Raw genomic sequence first — 21,296 nt, 5'->3', positions numbered from 1 at the left:
CTCAGCCGACCTCGGGCAGCTTCGGCCCGAGCAGGTCGTCGGCGTCCACGATCCGGTAGGCGTAGCCCTGCTCGGCCAGGAACCGCTGCCGGTGCGCCGCGTAGTCCGTGTCCAGCGTGTCCCGCGACACGACCGAGTAGAAGTGCGCCTGCCGCCCGTCGCCCTTGGGCCGCAGCAACCGGCCCAGCCGCTGCGCCTCCTCCTGGCGCGACCCGAACGTCCCCGACACCTGCACGGCCACCGACGCCTCGGGCAGGTCGATGGAGAAGTTCGCCACCTTCGACACCACCAGCGTGCGCAGCTCACCGCTGCGGAACCGGTCGAACAGCGCCTCGCGCTCCTTGTTCTTGGTCGACCCCTGGATGACCGGCGCGTCCAGCGCCTCGCCCAGCGCCTCCAACTGGTCCAGGTACGCCCCGATGACCAGCGTCGGCTCGCCCGGGTGCCGGTCCAGGATCGCCCGCACCACCGGCAGCTTCGTCCGGGCCGTGGAGCACAGCTTGTAGCGCTCCTCCGGCTCGGCCGTGGCGTACTCCAGCCGCTCGTTGTCGGTCAGCGTCACCCGAACCTCGGTGCACTCGGCGGGCGCGATCCAGCCCTGCGCCTCGATGTCGCGCCACGGCACGTCGTACCGCTTGGGCCCGATCAGCGAGAACACGTCGCCCTCCTGGCCGTCCTCGCGCACCAGCGTCGCGGTCAGCCCGAGCCGGCGCCGCGACTGCAGGTCGGCCGTCATCCGGAACACCGGCGCGGGCAGCAGGTGCACCTCGTCGTAGACGATCAGCCCCCAGTCCCGCGAGTCGAACAGCTCCAGGTGCTTGTACTCGCCCTTCGACTTGCGCGTGATCACCTGGTAGGTCGCGATGGTGACCGGCCGGATCTCCTTGCGCTCGCCGGAGTACTCGCCGACCTCGTCCTCGGTCAACGACGTCCGCGCGACCAGCTCCCGCTTCCACTGCCGACCGGCCACGGTGTTGGTGACCAGGATCAACGTGGTCGCGCCCGCCTCGGCCATGGCCGCCGCGCCGACCAGCGTCTTGCCCGCGCCGCACGGCAGCACCACCACGCCCGAGCCGCCCGCCCGGAACGCCTGCGCGGCGCGGCGCTGGTAGTCGCGCAGCTGCCAGCCGTCCTCGACCAGGTCGATCGGGTGCGCCTCGCCGTCGACGTACCCGGCCAGGTCCTCCGCCGGCCAGCCGACCTTGAGCAGCAGCTGCTTGAGCCGGCCGCGCTCGCTCGGGTGCACGATCACGGTGTCGTCGTCGATCCGCGCGCCCAGCATCGGCTTGACCTTCTTGTGCCGGAGCACCTCCTCCAGCACGGCGCGGTCCAGCGAGGCGAGCACGAGGCCGTGCGCGGGGTGGTTGGCCAGTTGCAACCGGCCGAAGCGGCCCATCGTGTCGACCACGTCCACCAGCAGCGGCTGCGGCACGGGGTAGCGGGAGAACCGGACCAGCGCGTCGACCACCTGCTCGGCGTCGTGGCCCGCGGCCCGCGCGTTCCACAGCGCCAGCGGCGTGACGCGGTAGGTGTGCACGTGCTCGGGGGCGCGTTCGAGCTCGGCGAACGGCGCGATGGCGGTGCGCGCGTCGTCCGACAGCGGGTGCTCGACCTCCAGCAGCAGGGTCTTGTCCGACTGGACGATCAAAGGGCCGTCGGTCACGGGTGCGCGCTCCTGTCGCTTGGTGTCCTTCAAGTGTGCATACCGCGTGCAAGTCCGAAGCGGACAGTACGCGGCCGTGCACCGAACGCTTACGGACTCGGTTCGATAAAGCCGTGCACGGCGGTGTGACGCAGCGGATAGCGTCCCTGCGCCCCACCGCGTGAACCCGCGCGGGACGTACAGGGGCCCTCCCCGGATGAACGAAGGTCGTCATGAGCACGGACATGCCCCCGTCCGCCCCGCAGTACCAGAACGGTCCCCAGTACCAGGGCGCTCCGCAGCAGCCGATGGGCGCGGCCCCGCAGTACCAGAACGCGCCGCAGGGCCAGCCGATTCCCCCGGCGCCGAAGAAGAAGGGCATCGTCGCGCGCATCCTCACGGCGATCATCGGCATCGCGGTCGCTGGCGTGGTGGTCTACGGCATCAACTACTTCACCAGCGACGCCGCCCAGTCCAAGGCGGGCGACTGCGCGAGCCTGACCGGCACCAGCACCAAGCCGGACTTCAAGACCGTGGACTGCGGCTCGGCCGACGCCAACTACACCATCGGCAAGGTGCTGGGCTCGACCGCCGAGTCGTGCCCCGCCGAGTTCTACGACGAGTACACCGAGACCGCCCGCCGCGGCCCGGACTCGAAGCTGTGCCTGGTGCCGAACCTGGCCGAGGGCAAGTGCTACGACATCGAGGGCAGCAGCACCACGACCATGGGCTACCCGGCCGTGGACTGCGGTACGTCCGGTGTGCACAAGCTGGTGAAGCTGGCGAAGGACACCGCGGACGAGACCGTCTGCACCGACAGCGTGCCGCTGGTCTACCCGGAGCCGAAGACCACGTTCTGCTTCGCGCCGGCCGAAGAGGCCTGACCGACCCCGCTGAGCGGCGTGCCCCCACCCCGGGGTGGGGGCACGCCGCTCAGCGGGCCCGTGCTCGGCTGATCCACCTCGCGGGTGCGGGTGGCGCTACCTTCTGGAGCGTCACGCGCACCCGTCCAGCGAGGATGATCATGAGCAACGAGCCGAGTCGACCCGCCGACGACGTGCCGGGCGACCCCTCCCCACGCCCGGACGTGCCGCCCGCCGACGCCCAGCGCATCGCGGCCGCCCGGGACGCCGCCGCGTCGGCGGAGGAGAAGGACCTGGCCAGTCCCGCGTCGGCCGGCCTCGGGTCCGGCCCGGCCGAGCCCGACGCGACGCCCGAGCCCGGCGCGGGCGCGCGGGAGCAGGCCGTGCCCGGCAACGAGCCCACCACCCCCGCCGGTCCCACCGCGGTGCCCGGCGCGCGTCCCGCCCCCGCCGCCGACCCGGCGGCGTCCGACGAGCCCGCCCCCTGGGCGCCCGCGACGACCGAGACCGGCACGCCCGACAAGCCCGGTGGCGGCCGGAAGATCCTGCTCGGCGTGCTGGCCGTGCTGCTGATCGGCATCGTCGTCTACGGCGTGCGGCACCTGACCAGCGACGCCGCCAACGCCGAGGTCGGCGACTGCGTCAGCGTGAGCGCCGAGAGCGACAACCGCGCCGAGGTCGACACCCTGGACTGCGCGGAGGACCGGGCGTCGTACCGGGTGGGCAAGGTCCTCGACACGACCGACGCCACCTGCCCGGAGGACGGCCTCTACACCGAGATCGTCCCGGCCGGCGGCGTCGGCGACGGCTACAAGCTGTGCCTGCTGCCCAACATGGCCGAGGGCTCCTGCTACAAGCCCGACGACGGCAGCGGCTTCGTCAAGACCGAGTGCACCGGCCCCGAGACCATCAAGGTGATCAAGGTCATCCCGGGCTCCGCCGACCTGGAGGCCTGTCCCGACGGCGCGGGCATGGCCTACCCCGAGCCGCCCGTCACGTACTGCCTGGCACCCGCCGAGATGTGACGTTCGCCGCGCCACGGGCGGGTGAACCCGCTCAACCCGTCGTGCGACCGTGCCGATGCCCTGTTCCATGCGGAAGATCGGGTTGGGCGTCGGCGCGGTCGCGGTCGTGGTGGCGGGCGCGTTCGCGGTGACCCTGCTGGGCAGCGGGCCCGCCGCGCCCGAGCCGGGCGGGTGCGCCCACATCGAACGGGTCGAGGAGGGCGCGGCGTACCGGGCGCTGGACTGCGCGGCGGCCGACGCCAACGTGCGCGTGGCCAAGGTGGTGGACGACGCCTCCCAGTGCCCCACGGGCGGCGCGCCGTACACGGTGTTCACCCGCTCGACCACGCTGTGCCTGATGCCGAACTTCGTGGAGGGCGCCTGCTACCAGGGCGACCGCACGTCGGGGATGAAGAAGGTCGAGTGCACCACCGCCCGGGCGATCCGGGTGGCCGGCGTCACCCGCGAGCCGGTGGAGTGCGCGAACGGCAAGAAGCTGACCTACGTGGAGCCGTCGGTCACGTTCTGCCTGGTCCCCGCGTCGGACATGCGCTGAAACCGCTGCGCCCGCGCGGCGCGCGAAGGTAGGTTCCGCTCGCCGAATGTCGAGAGGAACGCCAGGTGACCACGCCTCCCCACCCGCACCCGCCCCAGCAACCCGGCTGGGGCCCGCCGTCGTCGCCACAGGGCTTCCCCGCCCCACCGCAGCCCGGCTACCAGCCGATGCCCGGCTACCAGGGCCAACCGCCGCAGTACGCGCAATCCGCACACCCCGACCAGCCCGGTCCGGCGCAGTTCCCGGGTCAGCCCGGCTACCCCGGCCAGCCCCAGTACGCGGCCCAGCCCGGGTACCCCGGCGGGCCGTACCCCGGCCAGCCGTACCCCGGCCAGCCGTACCCCGGCCAGCCGTACCCCGGCCAGCCGTACCCCGGCCAGCCGTACCCCGGCGGGCCCGGCTACCCCCAGCAGTTCCCGCCCCCGCCCGCCAAGGGCACGTCCCGCGGCGCGAAGGCGCTGATCGCGGTGGTCGGGTTGGGCATCGTCGGCGTCGTCGTGGCGGGCGTCATCGCCGGCGCGACCGGCCCGGCGGGGGCCGAGCCGGGTGACTGCATCAAGGTCGTCTCGGCCAGTGTGACCGACGCCGACGTGGAGAAGGTCGACTGCTCGTCCGCGGAAGCCGCCTTCAAGGTCGCCGCCAACCTCGACAGCAGCAGTGACTCCTGCCCGGACGGCGACTACGCCGAGTACTCCGACAGTGGCGGTCGGCGCAGTGACGGCTTCAAGCTGTGCCTGATGCTCAACGCCGCCGAGGGTGACTGCTTCAAGCAGGAGGGCACGATTGTCGCGGGCAAAACGACCAAGGTGACCTGCGATTCGAGCGCCACCTACAAGGTCGGCAAGGTCATCGCCGGTCGGGCCGACGAGAACGAGTGCGAGAGCGGCGACACCGTGTCCGTTTACTCACAGCCCGCTACGACGATCTGCTTGACGGAAGCCTGATCGAAAAAAAGGGGGCCTTCCACAATGGAAGGCCCCCGCGTTCTCGTTGACGGTGAGTCAGTTAGTGGTTCCGGGCGGCAACAACCCGCCGACGTCCAACCGCTCGGGCAGCACCTCTTCGGTGTCCATCATGTCCGCGACGCGCTGCAAGCGGACCGGGTTGAGCGACAGCGGGAAGGTGCCCACCGACACCAGCGCGGCGGTCCGCTGGTCCACGTCCATGTAGCCGGTCAGCGCGTTCTGCACGGACAGCTTGTCGTTCGACGCCGCTTCCTGCGCGTCCCGCAGGATCTGCCGGAACAGCGCCAGCGTGCGCGGGTTGCCGTCGGCGAACTTCTTGCTCGACGCGTACCCGGACATGGGGAAGTCCTTGGTCGGACCCACGGCGGTGTCGGTGAGCACACGCGCGCCGGAGCCGCTCTGCGCCTGTGTGATGTACGGCTCGGTCATCCACGCGGCGTCGACCTGGCGGGCCTCCATCGCGGTGACCATCTGCTCGAACGGCATCTCGACCGGCCTGATCCGCTGCTTCTCCACGCCCGCGGTCTTGAGCACGGCCTTCGTGGTCAGCGCGCCGACGTCGCCGGTGGACGGCACCGCGATGCGCGGGTTGGGCAGCTTGCCGGGGCTGGAGTAGTTCGGGTCGAGCGTGACCAGCGCCATGGTGTTCACGCCCGCCTGGTACGCCTCGCCCTGGAGCTGGAGCTGCGTGCCCTCGGCGTAGCTGCGGAACAACGTGACGTGCGTCGCCCACGTGATGTCCAGCGTGGTGTCGAGCTGCTTGATGCCCTCGACCTCGTTGTTCAGCGGCACGAGCTGCACCTGCAGGCCGGCCTTCTCGAACAGCTTGTTGTTGAACGCCAGGCGCAGCGGTGCCACGTCCACGACGGGCAGCACGCCGATGCGCAGCGTGCTGCGTTCCACGTCGGGGCGGCTGTTCCCGTCGGTGCCGGGGATCAGTCCGCACGCCGTCAAGGTGGCGGCGCACGCGAACAACGCTGCCGCACGTCGCAGAACACGCGCTGGGGTAGGCATGGCACCTCTCGCCGTGATGACCTCTACAGGCGGGTCTTTTTGATCAACGAAATTCTCGACGCACTTGTCGATGCCGGGGATGGTAACCACCCAGAGGTATGAAACGACAGCCCTGCTCCGATACGGTGAGTGCTTCCGGAGTCTTCCCCGGGGCTGGGCACGAGCACTACGCTCCCCGCCTGGTGGCACAGGTCGTAGCAGACGGTCGTGTCCCGAGTGCGGAGCGCGGTGACTAGCCGGCACCACTGCTCCTGTGCTGCAATTCGGGCCGATTTCGTGTCCATGCTTCGGTCCGCGGGGGAGAGGCCGGGGAACACTGCTGCCGGAAGAGGAAGCCCAGGGTGGCCCGTCGAGAGAGAGGTCCCAGCCAGTCAGGCGTGGGGATTCCACCGCGCTCCGAAAGGCCCGGAACGGGTGACGGACTGGCTGCGCTGAGTGATGGAACTGTGACCGAGTCAACGGGTGCCGGCGCCACGGCTGGTTCGACCTCGGCCGGACGGGACCGGCAGGCCCGCCCGGCGGGCTGGCGGCTGCGCAACTGGCGGCTGCCCACCAAGCTGACCGCCGTGCTGCTGATCCCCACCGTCGCCGCGGTGGCCCTCGGCGGCCTGCGGGTCAACTCCGACCTCGCCAACGCCGCCGAGCTGAACCGGCTCGCGAACCAGATCCAGCTCGAGTCGGCGGTCGCCGACCTGGTGCAGCAGCTCCAGCGCGAACGGGACCTCAGCGCGAGCCACGTCGCCTCCGGCCGCGAGCTCGACCGCGTGGTGCTGGACCGCCAGCTGCGCCGCGTCGAGGACACCGTGCAGGCGCTCAACGCCAAGATCGCCGACCTCAGCGCCGACCTCGACGACGAGGTGGTCACCCGGTTCCGCCGGGCGTCCAGCCAGCTCGACCGGCTCAACAGCCTGCGCAACGCGGTCCGCGAGACGAAGTACCCGTCCGACGCGGTCCTGCGCACCTACTCCGAGTCGGTGGAGAGCCTCCTCGACCTCGGCGAGCAGGCCATCGCGGGCATCAACGAGCCCGAGCTGGTGCGGTTGCACCTGGCCACCAACGCCATCGCCCGCATCAAGGAGCAGGAGTCGCGCAAGCGCGGCATCATGCTCGACGTCTTCCAGCGCGGCGGGTTCGGCCCGGGCCAGGAGCGGCAGCTGCTGGCCGCGAACGCCGAGCTGGACGCCGCCCGCAACGACTTCCGCAAGTCCGCGACCCCCGACCAGGCCAAGATCTACGACGACACCGTCACCGGCCTCATCGTCGACACCGCGAACGACATGCAGGAGACGGCGCTGAACCTGGCCGCGGCCGGGTCGCCGATGACGTCGCTGCGCCCGGAGAAGTGGGACATCGCCTCCACGCTGACGGTGAACCTCACCCGGGACGTGGAGAACCTGCTGCTGGAGCAGCTGCAGAACCGCACCGACGAGCTGACCGGCGCGGCTCGCGCCGCGGCGTTCCGCGACTCCGGCATCGTGCTGGGCGCGTTGCTGCTGGCCTTGGTCATGGCGCTGTTCGTGGCCCGCTCGATCCTCAACCCGCTGCGCACGCTGCGGCGCACCGCGCTCGAGGTGGCCGACCACGGTCTGCCCGAGGCGGTCGGCCGGATCCTCGCCGACCCCAACCCGCAGGAAGCGGCGAAGACGGCCATCGCGCCGGTGCCGATCACCACCCGCGAAGAGGTCGGCCAGGTGGCGCGGGCGTTCGACGCGGTGCACGGCGAGGCGGTGCGGCTGGCCGCCGAGCAGGCGCTGCTGCGCGACAACGTCAACTCGATGTTCGTCAACCTGTCCCGCCGCTCGCAGGCCCTGGTCGAGCGCCAGCTGAACCTGATCGACCGGCTGGAGCAGGACGAGCAGGACCCCGACCAGCTGGCCAGCCTGTTCGAGCTGGACCACCTCGCCACCCGCATGCGGCGCAACAGCGAGAACCTGCTGGTCCTGTCCGGCACGGACCTGTCCCGCCGGCTGACCCGCCCGGTGCCCGCGGCCGAGGTGCTCGGCGCCGCGGTGTCGGAGGTCGAGCAGTACGCCCGGGTGCAGGTCGGCCAGACCCCGGAGCTCACCGTCCAGGGCCGCGCGGTCAACGACCTCGTGCACCTGATCGCCGAGCTGCTGGACAACGCGACCGCGTTCTCCGACCCGGTGACCAAGGTCACCGTGCGCACCGCCCGCACCCGCAAGGGCGAGCTGGCGATCGAGATCCAGGACCGCGGCGTGGGCATGGGCGAGCAGGAGCTCGTCGACGCCAACCAGCGGCTCGCCGACCCGCCGGACGTGGACGTCGCGGTGTCGCGCCGGATGGGTCTGTACGTGGTCGCGCGGCTGGCGAAGCGCCACGACATCAAGGTGCGGCTGCGGTCCAACGAGGACATCGAGGGCGGCACCACCGCGCTCGTGCTCGTGCCGGACACGCTGGTCGCCTCGCCCGGCGCGCCGGGTTCCCCGATCGGCGGCGAGCAGGTCTCGGCGTTCGGCGAGCCCGTGTTCGGCGACTCCGGTTCCGGCTCCGGCTTCGGTGATTCCGGCTCCGGCTTCGGTGGCTCTGGCTCCGACTCCGGTTTCGGGTCGACGGCGCAGCGCGCGTCCGGCATCGCCGGCGCGTTCGGCACCGGCGCGATGTCCCGCCTGGACGAGGACACGAGCTTCCCGAGCATGCCCCGCATCGAGGACGAGCCGGCGTTCCCGGTGAGCTTCGTGCAGGGCCAGGGCGAGCAGGACCCGGCCCGGGTGCCCGCGTTCGGCGAGGCGCCGGCGTTCGGGCAGGTGCCCGAGGAGACCCCCGCCGAGGTGTCGCAGTCGTGGCTGCGGCCCGCGGACGAGCGCGACGTGGAGCGCGAACCGGAGGGCTCGTTCGGCGAGCCGACGCTGTTCACCGCCTACGAGGACCGCGCCGAGCACGACACCGACTACGAGCACGGCTTCGAGACGACCCAGTTCGCCCCGGTGGACAGCGGGTTCCTGGTCGACCCGGAGCCCGAGCCGGACCCGGAGCCCGCGCACCGCAACGGTTCCGCGCCGCAGGCCGCGCCCGCGGCCAGGGAGGTCGAGCAGGACTTGGACGCCCCGACCGAGCGGCTGCCGATCTACGAGGCGGTCCTCTCGCAGTGGTTCCAGGCCGTGGGCAGCGAGACGTCGGCGGCGACCGCGCAGGCGGTGCCACCGGCGCCCGAGCGGACCCCGGTCGCCGAGTCGGGCCTGCCGACCCGCACGCCGCGCCCGATCCCGCCGGTCGCGCCCACCACGTCCGACGACCCGCTGCCGCAGCGGGGCCTGCTCGACTCCGGCCGGAATGCCGCGCCGCGGCGCGAAGCGGAGCCCGTTTCCCAGTCCCATCGGGGCGAGGGGGCGTCAGGCCGCGCCGAGGGCACTAGTCTGACCGAGGGCGGGCTGCCCAAGCGGCAGCCCGGTTCGCCCACCAACCTGCCCAAGCGCGCCGCGGAGGTGTCCCGCGTGACCGAGCCCGAACCGGTCGCCGAACCCGAGCCGGCCGCGCCCGCCGCCGAGTCGGTGTGGGAGTCCCCCGCCGACGAGGGCTGGCAGGCGGCACAGGCCTTGCTGAACAAGGCACCAGAGACCACGACACAGGCGGGGTTGCCCAAGCGGGTGCCCAAGGCTCAGCTTGTGCCGGGATCCGCCGCACCGAAGCCGACGGCGGCGACGGAGCGGCAACCGCAGCGGCCCCCGCTGCCACCACGATCGGCTGACGCGATCCGTGGACGCATGTCGAGTCTTCAGCAGGGCGTCCGTCGAGGGCGACACGCTTTGATCGACGCTTACGCTGGTGACATGTCGAGCCGGCAAGACGAGGAGCAGGAGTGACGACCGCAGCTCAGCCAGGCAGCTTTGGTTGGCTTATCACCGACTTCGTGCGCCGGGTTCCCGGTGTGGCACATTCCGTGGTCGTGTCGGCGGACGGGCTGTTGCTCGCCGGCTCGCAGGGCCTGCCCCGCGACCGCGCCGAACAGCTGTCCGCCGTGGCATCCGGGCTCGTCAGCCTCACGGCGGGCGCGGCGCGGTGCTTCGAGGCGGGCACGGTCAACCAGACCGTGGTCGAGATGGAACGGGGCTACCTGTTCCTGATGTCGATCAGCGACGGGTCGTGCCTCGCCGTGCTGGCGGCGCCCAACTGCGACATCGGTCTCGTCGCGTACGAGATGACGTTGCTGGTGGAGCGCGTGGGCCAACAGCTCACCCCGGAGCTGCGCGCGCAGCTCCAGGGCGTGGTTCGGCGGTAGATCCTCATGAGATCGTGGGGGTGAAGGTAGATGGCTGAACGATCTGGCGCCGGCGGCCGACGCTTCGGTAGGAACTTCAACTACCAGGAGTGGGCGGTCGGGGGCTTCCAATTCGCTGAGCCGGACGCCGACCCCGCACAGGACGAGGAAGCCGAGGACGCACCCAACTCGTGGCCGGGTCGCCGGGCGGAACAGGCGCCGGGGTCACGGGTCGAAGGCACAGGGCAGGGGCAAGGCGATATGTCTCAGCGTGAGGTTGACGACTCGTCGTACGACTACGACGACGTCCCCAACCGGTTCGACATCGACGGGTACGGCAGCGGCCTGTTCGGAGGTCCGGGCGCCGATCTCTTCGGTGCCCACGGCCTGCCCGACAGCGTGCCGGAACAGGTGCCCTACACGACCGGTCCGCAGCCGGTCGTGCGGCGCGAGGAGAACCCCGCGGCCGAGTCCGGGTCCCTGGTCCGCCCGTACACCCGGACCGGTGGCCGCACCCGGCCCGATTACGACCTCGCGATCGAAGCGCTGGTGTCGACCAGCGAACGCGGGCTCGAACGCGACGCGGCGGTGCTCCCCGAGCACCGCTCGATCTGCGGGCTGTGCACCGACACCAGGTCGGTGGCCGAAGTCGCCGCTCACCTCCGGCTGCCCCTCGGGGTGGTGCGGGTGTTGATCGGCGACATGGCGAGCATGGGTTTGGTTTTGATTCACCAGGGTGGCTTGGTCGTGGGGGACCGGCCGTCCATTGAATTCCTTGAGAGGGTGCTCAGTGGGCTTCGCAGGCTCTAGCCCCAACGCGGCCGAAGGCGCCAAGAAGCCGACGACGTCCGCGAAGATCGTGGTGGCCGGTGGCTTCGGTGTGGGCAAGACGACGTTCGTCGGCTCCGTGTCGGAGATCGTTCCGCTGACCACGGAAGCGGTGATGACCGAGGCGAGCGCCGGGGTCGACGACCTGTCGGCCACGCCGAACAAGGTCACCACGACGGTGGCGATGGACTTCGGTCGGGTGTCGCTGGACCAGGACCTGATCCTGTACCTGTTCGGCACACCGGGCCAGCACCGGTTCTGGTTCATGTGGGACGACCTGGTGCGCGGTGCCATCGGTGCGATCGTGCTGGTGGACACGCGCCGGTTGGCCGACGCGTTCGCCTCGATCGACTTCTTCGACGACCGGCAGTTGCCGTACGTCGTGGGGGTGAACTGCTTCGACGGTCTGCTGCACCACCGCATCGAAGACGTGCGGGACGCGCTCACGATCGACCAGTCCGTGCCGATAGTGACGTGTGACGCTCGCAACCGGCAGTCGACCAAGCAGACGCTGATCACGCTGGTCGAGCACGCCATGCGCCAGTGGATGTCGGTCCGCGCGGGCTGATCGGCCCCCGGGGGTCGGCGTGACGTGCTGAAGGGCGGTCTCCTCACCGGGGGCCGCCCTTCGGCGTGCCCGTACCCGTTCGGCACGCCGGGCCGGCGCCGGTTCCGGTTCCTGGGGGACGACCCGGTGCGCGGTGCCATCGGTGCGATCGTGCTGGTGGACACGCGCCGGTTGGCCGACGCGTTCGCCTCGATCGACTTCTTCGACGACCGGCAGTCGCCGCACGTCCTCGTCCCGCCTCCAGCCGGGTCGCCGTCACCCGCCGGACGGCGGTCTCCTCGTAGGAGGCCGCCCTCCGGCGTGCCCGAGCGGGGCGGGGTTCACCCGGCCGTTCGCTGCACGAGGTGGTGATGTGGTGCGGCTTGCGGCCGCGGTTCGACGCTAGGGCGTGGCGGGGTCGCCGATCGGGTGATCATCTGTGCCGAACGGGGATTACGCTCCGTCGTCCTCGACCAGGGCGGCGGACGTGATGCGGTGCAGGGGGAAGCGGCGGACCTCGCCGTAGCTGACGTCGACGCCCTCCAGCACGCCACCGCCCACGACCTGCGGCGTGATCACGCGACGGGCGGCGGTGCCGTGGCCGTCCACGAAGTCGACCAGCACGCTGCGGCCCTCCTTCGCGGCCCGCTGCAGCAGCGCCAGCGTCGCCGACGGTCCCGCGCCCAGGTTGCCGGGCACGGACACCCGCGCGCCGCCGGTGGTCGTCGCCGCCCGGTCGCCGGCGCGCACCAGCCGCACCAGCTCGCCCAGCTGCTCGTCCGACGGCGTGCTCGGCTGCACCGGCCTGCGCCTGCCCTTGCCCGCGATCCGCCGGCCGCCGGCCCGCAGGTCCAGCACGTGCCCGTCCGGCCCCTCGGCTGCGGGCGCGAACCCGGCGGCCCGCAACCCGTCCAGCACCTCGGCCAGCGGCAACGGGCTGACCAGCACGGTCGGCGCGATCTTGCGCAGCGCCAGCCGCTCCGCCGCCGCGTGCGCCATCACCTCGGCGATCAGCACCGGGTCGTCGCAGCGCAGGAACGACCCGGCCGCCCCGCCGCGCAACCGGCCGTGCCGGCGGGCCGCGTCGTCGATCAGGTAGGTCAACGACTGCGGCACCGGCGTGCGCGACCGGCTGCGGAACAGCTCGTGCAGGTCGGCGGCGCTGCGCCCGGCGTCGAACGCCCGCCGCACGGAGTCCTCGCGCACCCGGTAGACGGTGGCGCTGCCCGCCGACTCGACGTCCGCGACCAGCGCGATCTCGTCGGCCAGCTCCGGGTCGAGCCGTCCGGGCGCGACGACGGTCAGGTCCGCCTGCACCAGCACGTGGTCGACCGGCGCGGGCAGCGCGTCGGCGAGCCGTTTCGCGGCCGGCCCGGACCCCTCGGTCAGCAGCGCACGCCCCTGGGCGGTGAGGGCGTTGTGCGCGAGCACGCCCACCCGCGTGCCCTCCTCGACGGTCCAGCGCACCAGCTCGTCCCGCAGCCGCCCGCCCCGCCGGGGAGCGCGCCACGCCAGCACGGCGGCCAGCTCGTCCGGATCGGTCACGGCGGTGCCCGGCGGCAACGCGGCCAGCGCCTCGAGGACGCGCCGCCGGTCGCGGGGCGCACCCGGCCGGTTCAGCTCCGGCGCGAGCGGGTTGAGCAGGCGGTCGCGGTCATCCCGCTGCCCGATCAGGCCCGGCAGCCGCGGCAGGTCGAGCCACGCCTGGGCGATGGTGGCCCACCGGTGCTCGGGCGCGGCGACCAGCCACGCGTCGGTCTGCGTGGTCGGCACCCACTCCGGTTCCAGGCCCTCGGTGTCGGCGACCAGCCCCGCGTTGACGACCAGCTCGACCAGCAGCGCGGCCCGCCGCTCGTCCACGTCGAGGTCCTTGGCGAGCTTGCGCAGCTCCCGCACGCCGACACCGCCGGACCGCAGCACCGCGGGCGGCTCCTCCGACCAGCTCTTGAGCAGCGCCTCGACGTGCCGGGACAGCTCCAACGCCTCGCCCGCGCCGGTGTGGTCGACGTCGGACGGGTCGCGGCGGAACGTGGTCAGCGGCGGCTCGGCGGTCCGGACCGCGCCGAGCGGCCGGTCGCCGCGCACCTTCAGGCCGACCTCGCGGGGCAGCTCGACGGTCTGCGCGTCGCGGCGGACCAGCAGGCCGCGGGCGAGCAGCTTCTGGATCGGGGTCTTGGCGTTGGCCAGCGAGACGACGTGCCCGGCGTCCTTCGTCTGCCCGACCGGCGGCCCGGCGGCGAGGGTCTGCAGCACGCGGTGCTCGTCGGGGTCGAGCGCGCTCAGGTCGGCGTCGGCCAGGCGCGGCACCGAGCGGCCGAGGCCGCAGGGGAACGGGTTGACCGCGTCGCGGGTCGCGGGCGGGGTGGACAGCGCGTGGTCGCCGCCCCACAGCAGGGCACGGGCGCGCAGCGCGTCCAGGGCCGGGCCGATGTCGGTCTCGCCGAACAGCTCCTGCACGGCGCCGCGGCCGACCGGCGCGAGGTCGGCGTCCAGCACGAGCAGCGCTTCCAGCACCGTCAGGGTGACCGTGTCGAGGTCTTCGCAGGCCCGCGCCACGGACGCCCGCGACCCGATGCGGGTGGCGAGCACGGTCGTGTCGGCCGGCGGGGGCGTGGCCAGGTCCGGCCGGGCGCGCAGCAGGGCCACGAGCGCGGAGTCGTCCTGCGCCCGCAGCCACTCGGCGAGGGTGGTGCCGGACATCCCCACCACGGTATATGCCGACCTCCGGGCGTCGTCGGACGGCCCGCCGCCCGACGACGCCCCGGGCCGCGCCCTACACCTGCCACCACTTCCACAGCTCGGCGGCGTTGCCGTTGCAGTAGTAGATCTCGGTGGGGGTGCCCGGCTTGATCTCGAACTCGTAGACGTTCAGGCACAGGCCGGACTGCTTGTGCACCAGCTTGTCACCGTTGAAGGACCACTGCGCGACCTTCGCGTTGCAGGCCCAGATTTCCGTCCGGGTGCTCGCCTTGATGTCGTAGTTCACCGTGTTGAGGCACAGACCGGAATAAGGGTTGTACAGCTGCCCCGCGCTGTTCAACTCCCAGAGCTCGACCGGGTTGTCGAGGCAGTTGTAGATCTCGGTTCTGGCGCCGGGTTCGATGCTGCCGTGGGTGACGTTCAGGCACAGGCCCGAGTTGGGGTTGAACAGGTGGGCCTTGCCCGCGGGGGCGGCTCCGGCCGGGGCCGTGCCCCCGATCGCGAGGACGCAGCAGAGGGCCGCCAGGACGGCGGTGACGCGAATGGTGAAGGAGCGGAGGTTCATGGCATTCGACCTTCCGTTCGCCGATTCGGCACGACGTGTTCCGGGGAACGCGCGTTGTCATTCGGCGGCGGTTTCGCGAACACTACCGGATCGGAAAGGGCGTATTCGCCCGCGCAATGGTCGAATCATCGGACGGGCGAAAGGCTCAGTCCGGTGGGGCGTCCGGTCCCGCGGTCGCCCCCGCGCCGGGGCGGGGACGGTCGCGTGACGTGCCTCTCGCTTTCCGCCGCCGACCACCCGGAGCCGCCACCGGCGCGGATGAGGCACACTTGTCGGCGACGAACACCACCGAGGAGGAACCGTGGCCAAGGCCCGCCCCGAGCGCATCGACCCGCACTGGCCGGAGCCGCCCGCCGACGGCAAGTACGCGGTGTCCGAGCTGGCCAGCGACGTGCAGGGCGCGCTGTCGCCGTTCGGCAAGGTCACCTTCCCGCTGCCGGTCGAGGAGCTCGGCTACCGCCACCCGGTGACCGAGATCAACCGCTAGCCCGGCGCGCGCGGCCGTCGAGCCGCGCGCGTTCCGTATTTCTGCCGGGACTACTCTCGAACCCTCTTGAGCTGTGCTGTCTGGGAGGTTCGATGCCGGTCCCCGGCCCTGGTTACTCGATCACCGTCCGGCTGGAGGCCCCGCCGTCGGCGTCGGCCGCCGGCGACCTGACCTCGGCCGTCGGCCGGGCGGGCGGCGTGATCACGGCGTTCGACGTCGTCGAGTCGCACACCGACCGGGTGATCATCGACCTCACCTGCAACGCGCTGTCGGCCAACCACGCCAAGGACATCACCGACACCCTGGAGCTGCTGCCCGGGATCGTGGTCCGCAAGGTGTCCGACCGGACGTTCCTGGTCCACCTCGGCGGCAAGATCGAGATTTCGTCCAAGGTGCCGTTGCGCAACCGCGACGACCTCTCCCGCGCCTACACGCCCGGCGTCGCCCGGGTCTGCATGGCCATCGCGGAGAACCCCGACGACGCGCGCCGCCTCACCATCAAGCGCAACACGGTCGCCGTGGTCACCGACGGCTCGGCCGTGCTCGGCCTGGGCAACATCGGCCCCGCGGCCGCGCTGCCGGTGATGGAGGGCAAGGCCGCGCTGTTCAAGAAGTTCGCGGGCGTGGACGCCTGGCCGGTGTGCCTGGACACCCAGGACACCGAGGAGATCATCCGCGCGGTCGAGCTGATCGCCCCCGTCTACGGCGGCATCAACCTCGAGGACATCGCCGCGCCGCGCTGCTTCGAGATCGAGGCGCGGCTGCGGGAGAAGCTGGACATCCCGGTCTTCCACGACGACCAGCACGGCACCGCGATCGTCGTCGTCGGCGCGCTGCGCAACGCCCTGCGCGTGGTCGGCAAGAAGATCTCCGACTGCAAGGTCGTGGTGTGCGGGGTGGGCGCGGCGGGCAGCGCGATCATCCGGTTGCTGCTCAAGCAGGAGCCCGGTGACGTGGTGGCGGTCGACGTGGACGGCATCGTGCACCGCGACCGGCCCGGCCTGGACGACAACCTCAAGTCCATCGCGGCGGCGACCAACAAGGACAACGTCAGCGGGCGGCTGCACGACGCGCTGGTGGGCGCGGACGTGTTCATCGGCGTGTCGGCCCCGAACCTGTTCGGCGCGGAGCAGGTCGCCACGATGAACTCCGACGCCATCGTGTTCGCGCTGGCCAACCCGGACCCGGAGATCGACCCGATGGAGGCGCAGAAGCACGCCGCCGTCGTGGCCACCGGGCGCAGCGACTTCCCGAACCAGATCAACAACGTGCTGGCGTTCCCGGGCGTGTTCCGGGGCCTGCTGGACGCGCACGCCCGCACGATCACCGACGCGATGCTCATCGCCGCCGCGAACGCGATCGCGGACGTGGTGGACGGCGACCGGCTGAACGCCTCCTTCATCGTGCCGAGCGTGTTCGACAACACGGTGGCCCCCGCGGTCGCGGAAGCGGTCCGCAAAGCCGCTGTGGAGTCCGCTTCGGCCTAGCATCGCCGGTATGACTCAGTTCACCCACTTGGACGCCGCCGGCGCGGCACGCATGGTCGATGTGTCCGAGAAGGAGCCGACCACGCGCACGGCGGTGGCGTCCGGTGTGCTGCGGACCACGCACGAGGTGGTGGCGTTGCTGGGCCGGGACGGGCTGCCGAAGGGCGACGCGCTCGCCACGGCGCGGATCGCGGGGATCATGGCGGCCAAGCGGACGTGGGAGCTCGTGCCGCTCTGCCACCCCATCGCGCTGTCCAGCGTCAAGGTCGACCTGACGCCGGGTGACGCCGAGGTCCGCATCACGGCGACCGTCCGCACCACGGACCGCACGGGCGTGGAGATGGAGGCGTTGACGGCCGTGTCGGTGGCCGGGCTCACGCTGCACGACATGGTGAAGGCGGTGGACCCGGCGGCGTCGTTGGACGCGGTGCGGGTCGAGCGCAAGGAGGGCGGCAAGACCGGCCTGTGGGAACGCCCGTGAGGACGGCGCGGGTGATCACCGCGTCGAACCGGGCGGCCGCGGGCGTGTACGCCGACCGCGGCGGGCCGATCATCGTCGGGTGGCTGCGGGAGCGGTCCTACGACGTGCCGGAGCCGGTGGTCGTGCCGGACGGAGAGCCGGTGGCCGGGGCGTTGCGCGCGGCCGTGGCGGACGGCGTCTCGGTCGTCGTCACGACCGGTGGCACGGGCATCAGCCCCACCGACCGCACGCCCGAGGCGACCCGGTCGGTGCTGGACTTCGAGGTGCCGGGTGTGGCCGACGCCATCCGGATGTCAGGCTGGCCACGCGTGCCCACCGCCGTGCTGTCGCGCGGTGTGGCGGGGGTGGCCGGCCGCACGTTCGTGGTGAACCTGCCCGGCTCGACGGGCGGGGTGCGCGACGGGCTGGACGTGCTCGCGACCCTGCTGGAGCACGCCGTCGACCAGGTGGCCGGAGGTGACCACGCATGACCGAGGTGCTGCGGGCGACCGTGAGCGACCAACCGCTGTCCGTGAACGAGCACGCGAAGCTCGTGGAGCACGCGGCGGCGGGCGCGGTGGTGACGTTCGCCGGGGTGGTGCGCGACCACGACCACGGGCGATCGGTGCGCGAGCTGGAGTACGTCGGTCACCCGACGGCCGCCGCCGTGGTGGCCGAGGTGGTGGCGGACGTGGTGGGTCGGTTCGAGGGCGTGCGCGCGGTCGCCGTGTCGCACCGGGTCGGTCCGCTGGCGATCGGGGACGTGGCGCTGGCGTGCGCGGTGTCCGCCGAGCACCGGGGCGAGGCGTTCGCGGTGTGCTCGGAACTCGTCGACGAGGTGAAGCGGCGGCTGCCGGTGTGGAAGCGGCAGGTCTTCACCGACGGCACCGACGAGTGGGTCAACATGCCCTGAGCGGGGCTCTCACGCCGCAACGGGTTCGGACCCCGGACCGCCGAGGGGGGCGGTCCGGGGTCCGGTTCCGTCGTGCACCGACTCGCGCCGGCGACGGGTCACTTGGTCGCGATCTTGTGACCCGGCAGGATGAGGTCGGCGTTCGGGATGAACTGCTTGTTCAGCTCGTGCAGCTTGGCCCAGCCACCCTCGACCTTCAGCTCCTCCGCGATCTTGGACAGGCTGTCGCCCGCCTTGATCTCGTAGTCGCCGTTCGGGTTGGAGGTCGGCAGCGCCACGGTCACGGGCGCGGGCGCCTGCTGGACCGGGGCGGACTGCTGCACCGGGGCGGGCGCGGCCTGCTTGGGGGCAGCCTGCTGCGCCGGGGCCGGCTTGGCCTTCACCGGCGCGGGGGCGCCGCCGAGGCCCTTGGGCCCGCACACCGGCCAAGCGCCGATGCCCTGGGTCTGCATCACGTTCTCGGCTACGCGGATCTGCTCCTCGCGGGAAGCCTGGTGGGGCATGCCGGAGCCGCCGTGCGCGGTCCACGTGGACGGCAGGAACTGCAAGCCGCCGTAGTAGCCGTTGCCGGTGTTGATGCTCCAGTTGCCGCCACTCTCGCACGCGGCGACCGCGTCCCAGTTGACGCCGGAACCCTGCGCGTTGGCGGTGCCGGCGGCCATGGCCAGCGGGGCGCCCACGATGACGCCGGCGACGGCGACCTTCGCGATGCCGCGGGCGGCGGGACTGGTGGTCGGGCGGTGCTTGCCTCGGTAAGAAGCCATTTCCCTCTCGTCCACCCGCACCTGCACGACCGGCTCGGGTTCGGGCCCGGTACGCCGCTCGGCTTGATCCCTGTCCGGTGGTTGTCTCTCGCTCGGGGGGTGTTCCGGGGCGCCGGTGGACAGGTTCGGTGCGAGGCGTCCCGGTCGTGCTTCGGTCGGTCGGGGCCAACCGAGAAGCGACGGTACGTAACCGGGAGCCGCGCGCCAAATGATCTGCCGTGTGACGCACGTCACTGTAACGCAACAGAGTGACTACCCGACTCGCCCGTTTAGGCAGCTCAGGACACCGTTATCGGTCTGTTTCCGTTCCGAGATTCGCCGAGATCAATCACCGTAAGTGAGGTTTAGCTCACGTATTAATCCGCAAGGGTGGAGAAGGGTCAGCCACCGGCAAAGGGCGGCAGCACGTCGAGTTGTGACCCGGACAACACTGCCGTGTCATGATCACGGACCGCCACGCCGTCCAGGAGGAAGCTGCACGCGGGCAGCACGCGCGCCACCTTCTCGCCGTGCCGGCCGCGGACGGCCTCGATCGCCGCCTGGACGGTGGCCGTGTCGCCGGGCAGCTCGAAGCTCTCGTCCGGCACGCCCACCGCCGCCCGCGCCCCCGCGAAGTACCGAACGGTCAGCCGCACCTCATCCTCCGATCGCGCTCATGGGCCGGTCGGGCTGGCTGAACCCGGCCGAGTCGATGCCGTGCCCCTCCGCCTTCGCCCACGCGTTGCCCCGCCACACCGCCGCGACCTCCTCGTCGGACGCGCCGCCGCGCAGCAACGCCCTCAGGTCCGTCTCGGACCGGCTGAACAGGCAGTTGCGCACCTGGCCGTCCGCGGTGAGCCGGGTCCGGTCGCAGGCCGCGCAGAACGGCCGCGTCACCGACGCGATCACGCCCACCACGGCCGGGCCGCCGTCCACCAGCCACCGCTCGGCGGGCGCGCCGCCCCGCTCGCCCGGCTCGGGCGTCAGGGTGAACGCGGTGCGCAGGGACGCCAGGATCTCCTCGGCGGTCACCATGTCGTCGCGGTTCCAGCCGTGCTGCGGGTCCAGCGGCATCTGCTCGATGAACCGCAGCTGGTAGCCGTGCGCCAGGCAGTGGCGCAGCAGCGGCACGGCCTCGTCCTCGTTCACGCCCCGCATCAGCACCGTGTTCACCTTGACCGGCGCCAGCCCGGCGTCGCGCGCGGCGGCCAGGCCCGCGAACACGTCCGCGAGCCGGTCGCGGCGGGTCAGGCGGTGGAAGCGCTCGGGGTCGAGGGTGTCGAGCGAGACGTTGACCCGGTCGAGGCCCGCGGCGGCCAGCCCGGCGGCGCGCTTGGCCAGGGTCAGGCCGTTCGTGGTCATCGAGATGCGGGGCCGCGGGTCGAGCGCGGCGGTGGCCGCGACCACGTCGTCCAGCCCGGGCCGCAGCAGCGGCTCGCCGCCGGTGAACCGGACGTCGGTCACGCCCAGGCGGGTCACCGCGATCCCGATCAGCCGGGTGAGCTCGTCGTCGGACAGCAGGTCCGGCTTGGGCAGCCAGTCCAGGCCCTCGGCGGGCATGCAGTAGGTGCAGCGCAGGTTGCAGCGGTCGGTCAACGACACGCGCAGGTCGGTGGCGACCCGGCCGAACCGGTCCACCAGCAGCGGTGAGCCCGGCCGTTCGGAGGTGTCCGGGTTGCCGCGCACGACGGGTAGCCCCAACTCGACAGCTGTCACCCCTACCAGGGTAATCGGCGGACACTTGTGGGTGCTGCTGGAAATGGGGGACAGCGGGGCGTGGCGGTGGACGAGGCTGACGAACCCGGCGCCCGGAACGCTAAATTGCCCGGCATGACCAGTGAGCACGAGGTGCCCGCGGACGTGCTGGAGCGGTTCAGCGTCTACGCGCGGGAGACCAGCGCGCTCACCGTCCTGTTCCACAGCCGGGTGGCCGAGCGGATGGGGCTGTCGCCCACCGACGAGAAGTGCCTCGACCTGGCCCTGCGCGCGGAGGGCCCGATCACGGCCGGCCGGATCGCCGAGCTGTCCGGGCTGTCCACCGGCGCCGTGACCGGGGTGATCGACCGGCTGGAGCGGGCCGGGTACGTGCGGCGGGTGCGCGACCCGCACGACCGGCGCAAGGTCCTGGTCGAGGTCACCGTGCGGGAGGAGGGCGGGCTCGGCGACCTGGTCGCCGGGGCGCAGGAGACGCTGCGGGAGGTGCTGTCGCGGTTCACCCCGGCCGAGCGGGACGTGCTGGAGCGCTACAACCAGGTGCTCATCGAGACGTTCCGCCGGCGCGTGGTCGACGCCTGAGCCGGCAGCAT

The 21,296-nt window shown here is 72.1% G+C and carries 21 protein-coding genes and 1 pseudogene; 15 read left to right on the top strand and 7 right to left on the bottom strand.

The window, feature by feature from the left end; all coding sequences use genetic code 11:
- Position 1: 1 nt before the first annotated feature.
- Positions 2–1,663 (bottom strand): DNA repair helicase XPB, encoded by a 1,662-nt coding sequence (locus FHX81_RS18850; protein ID WP_141979418.1) that lies wholly within the window; start codon positions 1,661–1,663, stop codon positions 2–4.
- Positions 1,664–1,875: 212 nt separating this feature from the next.
- Here FHX81_RS18850 and FHX81_RS18845 point away from each other — a divergent pair, with 212 nt between their 5' ends.
- The 4 genes from FHX81_RS18845 to FHX81_RS40615 all read left to right on the top strand — a co-directional run bounded on the left by FHX81_RS18845 (position 1,876) and on the right by FHX81_RS40615 (position 5,009).
- Positions 1,876–2,526: an LppU/SCO3897 family protein gene (locus FHX81_RS18845; RefSeq protein WP_141979417.1), complete on the top strand. Its 651-nt coding sequence runs from the start codon at positions 1,876–1,878 to the stop codon at positions 2,524–2,526.
- 140 nt (positions 2,527–2,666) lie between these two features.
- Positions 2,667–3,530: an LppU/SCO3897 family protein gene (locus FHX81_RS18840; RefSeq protein WP_141979416.1), complete on the top strand. Its 864-nt coding sequence runs from the start codon at positions 2,667–2,669 to the stop codon at positions 3,528–3,530.
- 67 nt (positions 3,531–3,597) lie between these two features.
- Positions 3,598–4,065 carry an LppU/SCO3897 family protein gene (locus FHX81_RS18835; RefSeq protein ID WP_141979415.1) on the top strand — a complete coding sequence of 156 codons (468 nt, stop codon included), beginning with the start codon at positions 3,598–3,600 and terminating at the stop codon, positions 4,063–4,065.
- Positions 4,066–4,130: 65 nt separating this feature from the next.
- The gene (locus FHX81_RS40615) at positions 4,131–5,009 is read left to right on the top strand and encodes an LppU/SCO3897 family protein (RefSeq protein ID WP_170232095.1); all 879 of its coding nucleotides are present in this window, start codon (positions 4,131–4,133) and stop codon (positions 5,007–5,009) included.
- A gap of 57 nt (positions 5,010–5,066) precedes the next feature.
- Here the strand turns inward: FHX81_RS40615 and FHX81_RS18825 are convergent, their stop codons facing one another.
- Positions 5,067–5,933 (bottom strand): ABC transporter substrate-binding protein, encoded by an 867-nt coding sequence (locus tag FHX81_RS18825; RefSeq protein ID WP_246107880.1) that lies wholly within the window; start codon positions 5,931–5,933, stop codon positions 5,067–5,069.
- Between the two features lie 557 nt (positions 5,934–6,490).
- Between FHX81_RS18825 and FHX81_RS18820 the strand changes: the two genes are divergently transcribed.
- The 5 genes and pseudogenes from FHX81_RS18820 to FHX81_RS18800 form a co-directional block, all read left to right on the top strand.
- Entirely contained in the window at positions 6,491–9,865 is a 3,375-nt protein-coding gene (locus FHX81_RS18820) for a sensor histidine kinase (protein ID WP_246107879.1), read from the top strand.
- Positions 9,862–10,281: a roadblock/LC7 domain-containing protein gene (locus tag FHX81_RS18815; RefSeq protein WP_033442969.1), complete on the top strand. Its 420-nt coding sequence runs from the start codon at positions 9,862–9,864 to the stop codon at positions 10,279–10,281. Before FHX81_RS18820 ends, FHX81_RS18815 begins: the two co-directional genes overlap by 4 nt.
- A 30-nt stretch (positions 10,282–10,311) precedes the next feature.
- Complete coding sequence (locus FHX81_RS18810; RefSeq protein ID WP_141979412.1) at positions 10,312–11,070, top strand: DUF742 domain-containing protein; 759 nt, start codon at positions 10,312–10,314, stop codon at positions 11,068–11,070.
- Positions 11,051–11,656 carry a GTP-binding protein gene (locus tag FHX81_RS18805; RefSeq protein WP_073887831.1) on the top strand — a complete coding sequence of 202 codons (606 nt, stop codon included), beginning with the start codon at positions 11,051–11,053 and terminating at the stop codon, positions 11,654–11,656. Before FHX81_RS18810 ends, FHX81_RS18805 begins: the two co-directional genes overlap by 20 nt.
- Positions 11,657–11,728: 72 nt before the next feature.
- A pseudogene (locus tag FHX81_RS18800) lies at positions 11,729–11,887 on the top strand (ATP-binding protein); the annotation flags it as partial.
- Between the two features lie 201 nt (positions 11,888–12,088).
- Here FHX81_RS18800 and FHX81_RS18795 read toward each other — a convergent pair.
- Positions 12,089–14,335, bottom strand: a complete 2,247-nt coding sequence (locus tag FHX81_RS18795; protein ID WP_141979411.1) for a helicase-associated domain-containing protein — start codon at positions 14,333–14,335, stop codon at positions 12,089–12,091.
- A gap of 73 nt (positions 14,336–14,408) precedes the next feature.
- On the bottom strand, positions 14,409–14,900 hold the full coding sequence (locus tag FHX81_RS18790) for an RICIN domain-containing protein (protein WP_141979410.1): 492 nt from the start codon (positions 14,898–14,900) through the stop codon (positions 14,409–14,411).
- 301 nt (positions 14,901–15,201) lie between these two features.
- Between FHX81_RS18790 and FHX81_RS18785 the strand changes: the two genes are divergently transcribed.
- The 5 genes from FHX81_RS18785 to FHX81_RS18765 all read left to right on the top strand — a co-directional run bounded on the left by FHX81_RS18785 (position 15,202) and on the right by FHX81_RS18765 (position 18,247).
- Positions 15,202–15,387 (top strand): hypothetical protein, encoded by a 186-nt coding sequence (locus tag FHX81_RS18785; RefSeq protein ID WP_141979409.1) that lies wholly within the window; start codon positions 15,202–15,204, stop codon positions 15,385–15,387.
- A gap of 92 nt (positions 15,388–15,479) precedes the next feature.
- A complete protein-coding gene (locus tag FHX81_RS18780) occupies positions 15,480–16,874 on the top strand; it encodes an NAD-dependent malic enzyme (protein ID WP_141979408.1) in 1,395 nt (464 codons plus the stop codon).
- Positions 16,875–16,884: 10 nt separating this feature from the next.
- Positions 16,885–17,355 (top strand): cyclic pyranopterin monophosphate synthase MoaC, encoded by a 471-nt coding sequence (moaC, locus tag FHX81_RS18775; RefSeq protein ID WP_141979407.1) that lies wholly within the window; start codon positions 16,885–16,887, stop codon positions 17,353–17,355.
- An 11-nt stretch (positions 17,356–17,366) separates the two neighbouring features.
- Entirely contained in the window at positions 17,367–17,825 is a 459-nt protein-coding gene (locus tag FHX81_RS18770) for a MogA/MoaB family molybdenum cofactor biosynthesis protein (protein ID WP_246107878.1), read from the top strand.
- A complete protein-coding gene (locus FHX81_RS18765; RefSeq protein WP_141979405.1) occupies positions 17,822–18,247 on the top strand; it encodes a molybdenum cofactor biosynthesis protein MoaE in 426 nt (141 codons plus the stop codon). The genes FHX81_RS18770 and FHX81_RS18765 overlap by 4 nt, the downstream gene beginning before the upstream one ends.
- Positions 18,248–18,345: 98 nt before the next feature.
- Here FHX81_RS18765 and FHX81_RS18760 read toward each other — a convergent pair whose 3' ends face one another.
- From FHX81_RS18760 to moaA, 3 genes are all read right to left on the bottom strand, one after another.
- Complete coding sequence (locus tag FHX81_RS18760) at positions 18,346–19,011, bottom strand: LysM peptidoglycan-binding domain-containing protein (protein WP_141979404.1); 666 nt, start codon at positions 19,009–19,011, stop codon at positions 18,346–18,348.
- Positions 19,012–19,391: 380 nt separating this feature from the next.
- Positions 19,392–19,646: a MoaD/ThiS family protein gene (locus FHX81_RS18755; RefSeq protein WP_141979403.1), complete on the bottom strand. Its 255-nt coding sequence runs from the start codon at positions 19,644–19,646 to the stop codon at positions 19,392–19,394.
- A gap of 1 nt (position 19,647) precedes the next feature.
- The gene (gene moaA, locus FHX81_RS18750; RefSeq protein WP_141979402.1) at positions 19,648–20,706 is read right to left on the bottom strand and encodes a GTP 3',8-cyclase MoaA; all 1,059 of its coding nucleotides are present in this window, start codon (positions 20,704–20,706) and stop codon (positions 19,648–19,650) included.
- Positions 20,707–20,820: 114 nt separating this feature from the next.
- Here moaA and FHX81_RS18745 point away from each other — a divergent pair, with 114 nt between their 5' ends.
- Positions 20,821–21,285, top strand: coding sequence for a MarR family winged helix-turn-helix transcriptional regulator (locus FHX81_RS18745; RefSeq protein WP_141979401.1), 465 nt, complete (start codon positions 20,821–20,823; stop codon positions 21,283–21,285).
- Positions 21,286–21,296: the final 11 nt, after the last annotated feature.

It is taken from the genome of Saccharothrix saharensis (assembly GCF_006716745.1).
Taxonomy (GTDB): Bacteria; Actinomycetota; Actinomycetes; order Mycobacteriales; family Pseudonocardiaceae; genus Actinosynnema; species Actinosynnema saharense.
The sequence above is the reverse complement of the archived record's forward strand: the minus strand, read 5'-3'. Positions and strand labels throughout refer to the sequence as shown.

What these genes read in the sequence shown, in the direction of transcription:
- FHX81_RS18845 (WP_141979417.1), top strand. Translation starts at nt 1,876, where the DNA reads ATGAGCACGGACATGCCCCCGTCCGCCCCGCAGTACCAGAACGGTCCC.
- FHX81_RS18840 (WP_141979416.1), top strand. Translation starts at nt 2,667, where the DNA reads ATGAGCAACGAGCCGAGTCGACCCGCCGACGACGTGCCGGGCGACCCC.
- FHX81_RS18835 (WP_141979415.1), top strand. Translation starts at nt 3,598, where the DNA reads ATGCGGAAGATCGGGTTGGGCGTCGGCGCGGTCGCGGTCGTGGTGGCG.
- FHX81_RS18810 (WP_141979412.1), top strand. Translation starts at nt 10,312, where the DNA reads ATGGCTGAACGATCTGGCGCCGGCGGCCGACGCTTCGGTAGGAACTTC.
- FHX81_RS18795 (WP_141979411.1), bottom strand. Translation starts at nt 14,335, where the DNA reads ATGTCCGGCACCACCCTCGCCGAGTGGCTGCGGGCGCAGGACGACTCC.
- FHX81_RS18790 (WP_141979410.1), bottom strand. Translation starts at nt 14,900, where the DNA reads ATGAACCTCCGCTCCTTCACCATTCGCGTCACCGCCGTCCTGGCGGCC.
- FHX81_RS18780 (WP_141979408.1), top strand. Translation starts at nt 15,480, where the DNA reads ATGCCGGTCCCCGGCCCTGGTTACTCGATCACCGTCCGGCTGGAGGCC.
- moaC (WP_141979407.1), top strand. Translation starts at nt 16,885, where the DNA reads ATGACTCAGTTCACCCACTTGGACGCCGCCGGCGCGGCACGCATGGTC.
- FHX81_RS18765 (WP_141979405.1), top strand. Translation starts at nt 17,822, where the DNA reads ATGACCGAGGTGCTGCGGGCGACCGTGAGCGACCAACCGCTGTCCGTG.
- FHX81_RS18760 (WP_141979404.1), bottom strand. Translation starts at nt 19,011, where the DNA reads ATGGCTTCTTACCGAGGCAAGCACCGCCCGACCACCAGTCCCGCCGCC.
- FHX81_RS18745 (WP_141979401.1), top strand. Translation starts at nt 20,821, where the DNA reads ATGACCAGTGAGCACGAGGTGCCCGCGGACGTGCTGGAGCGGTTCAGC.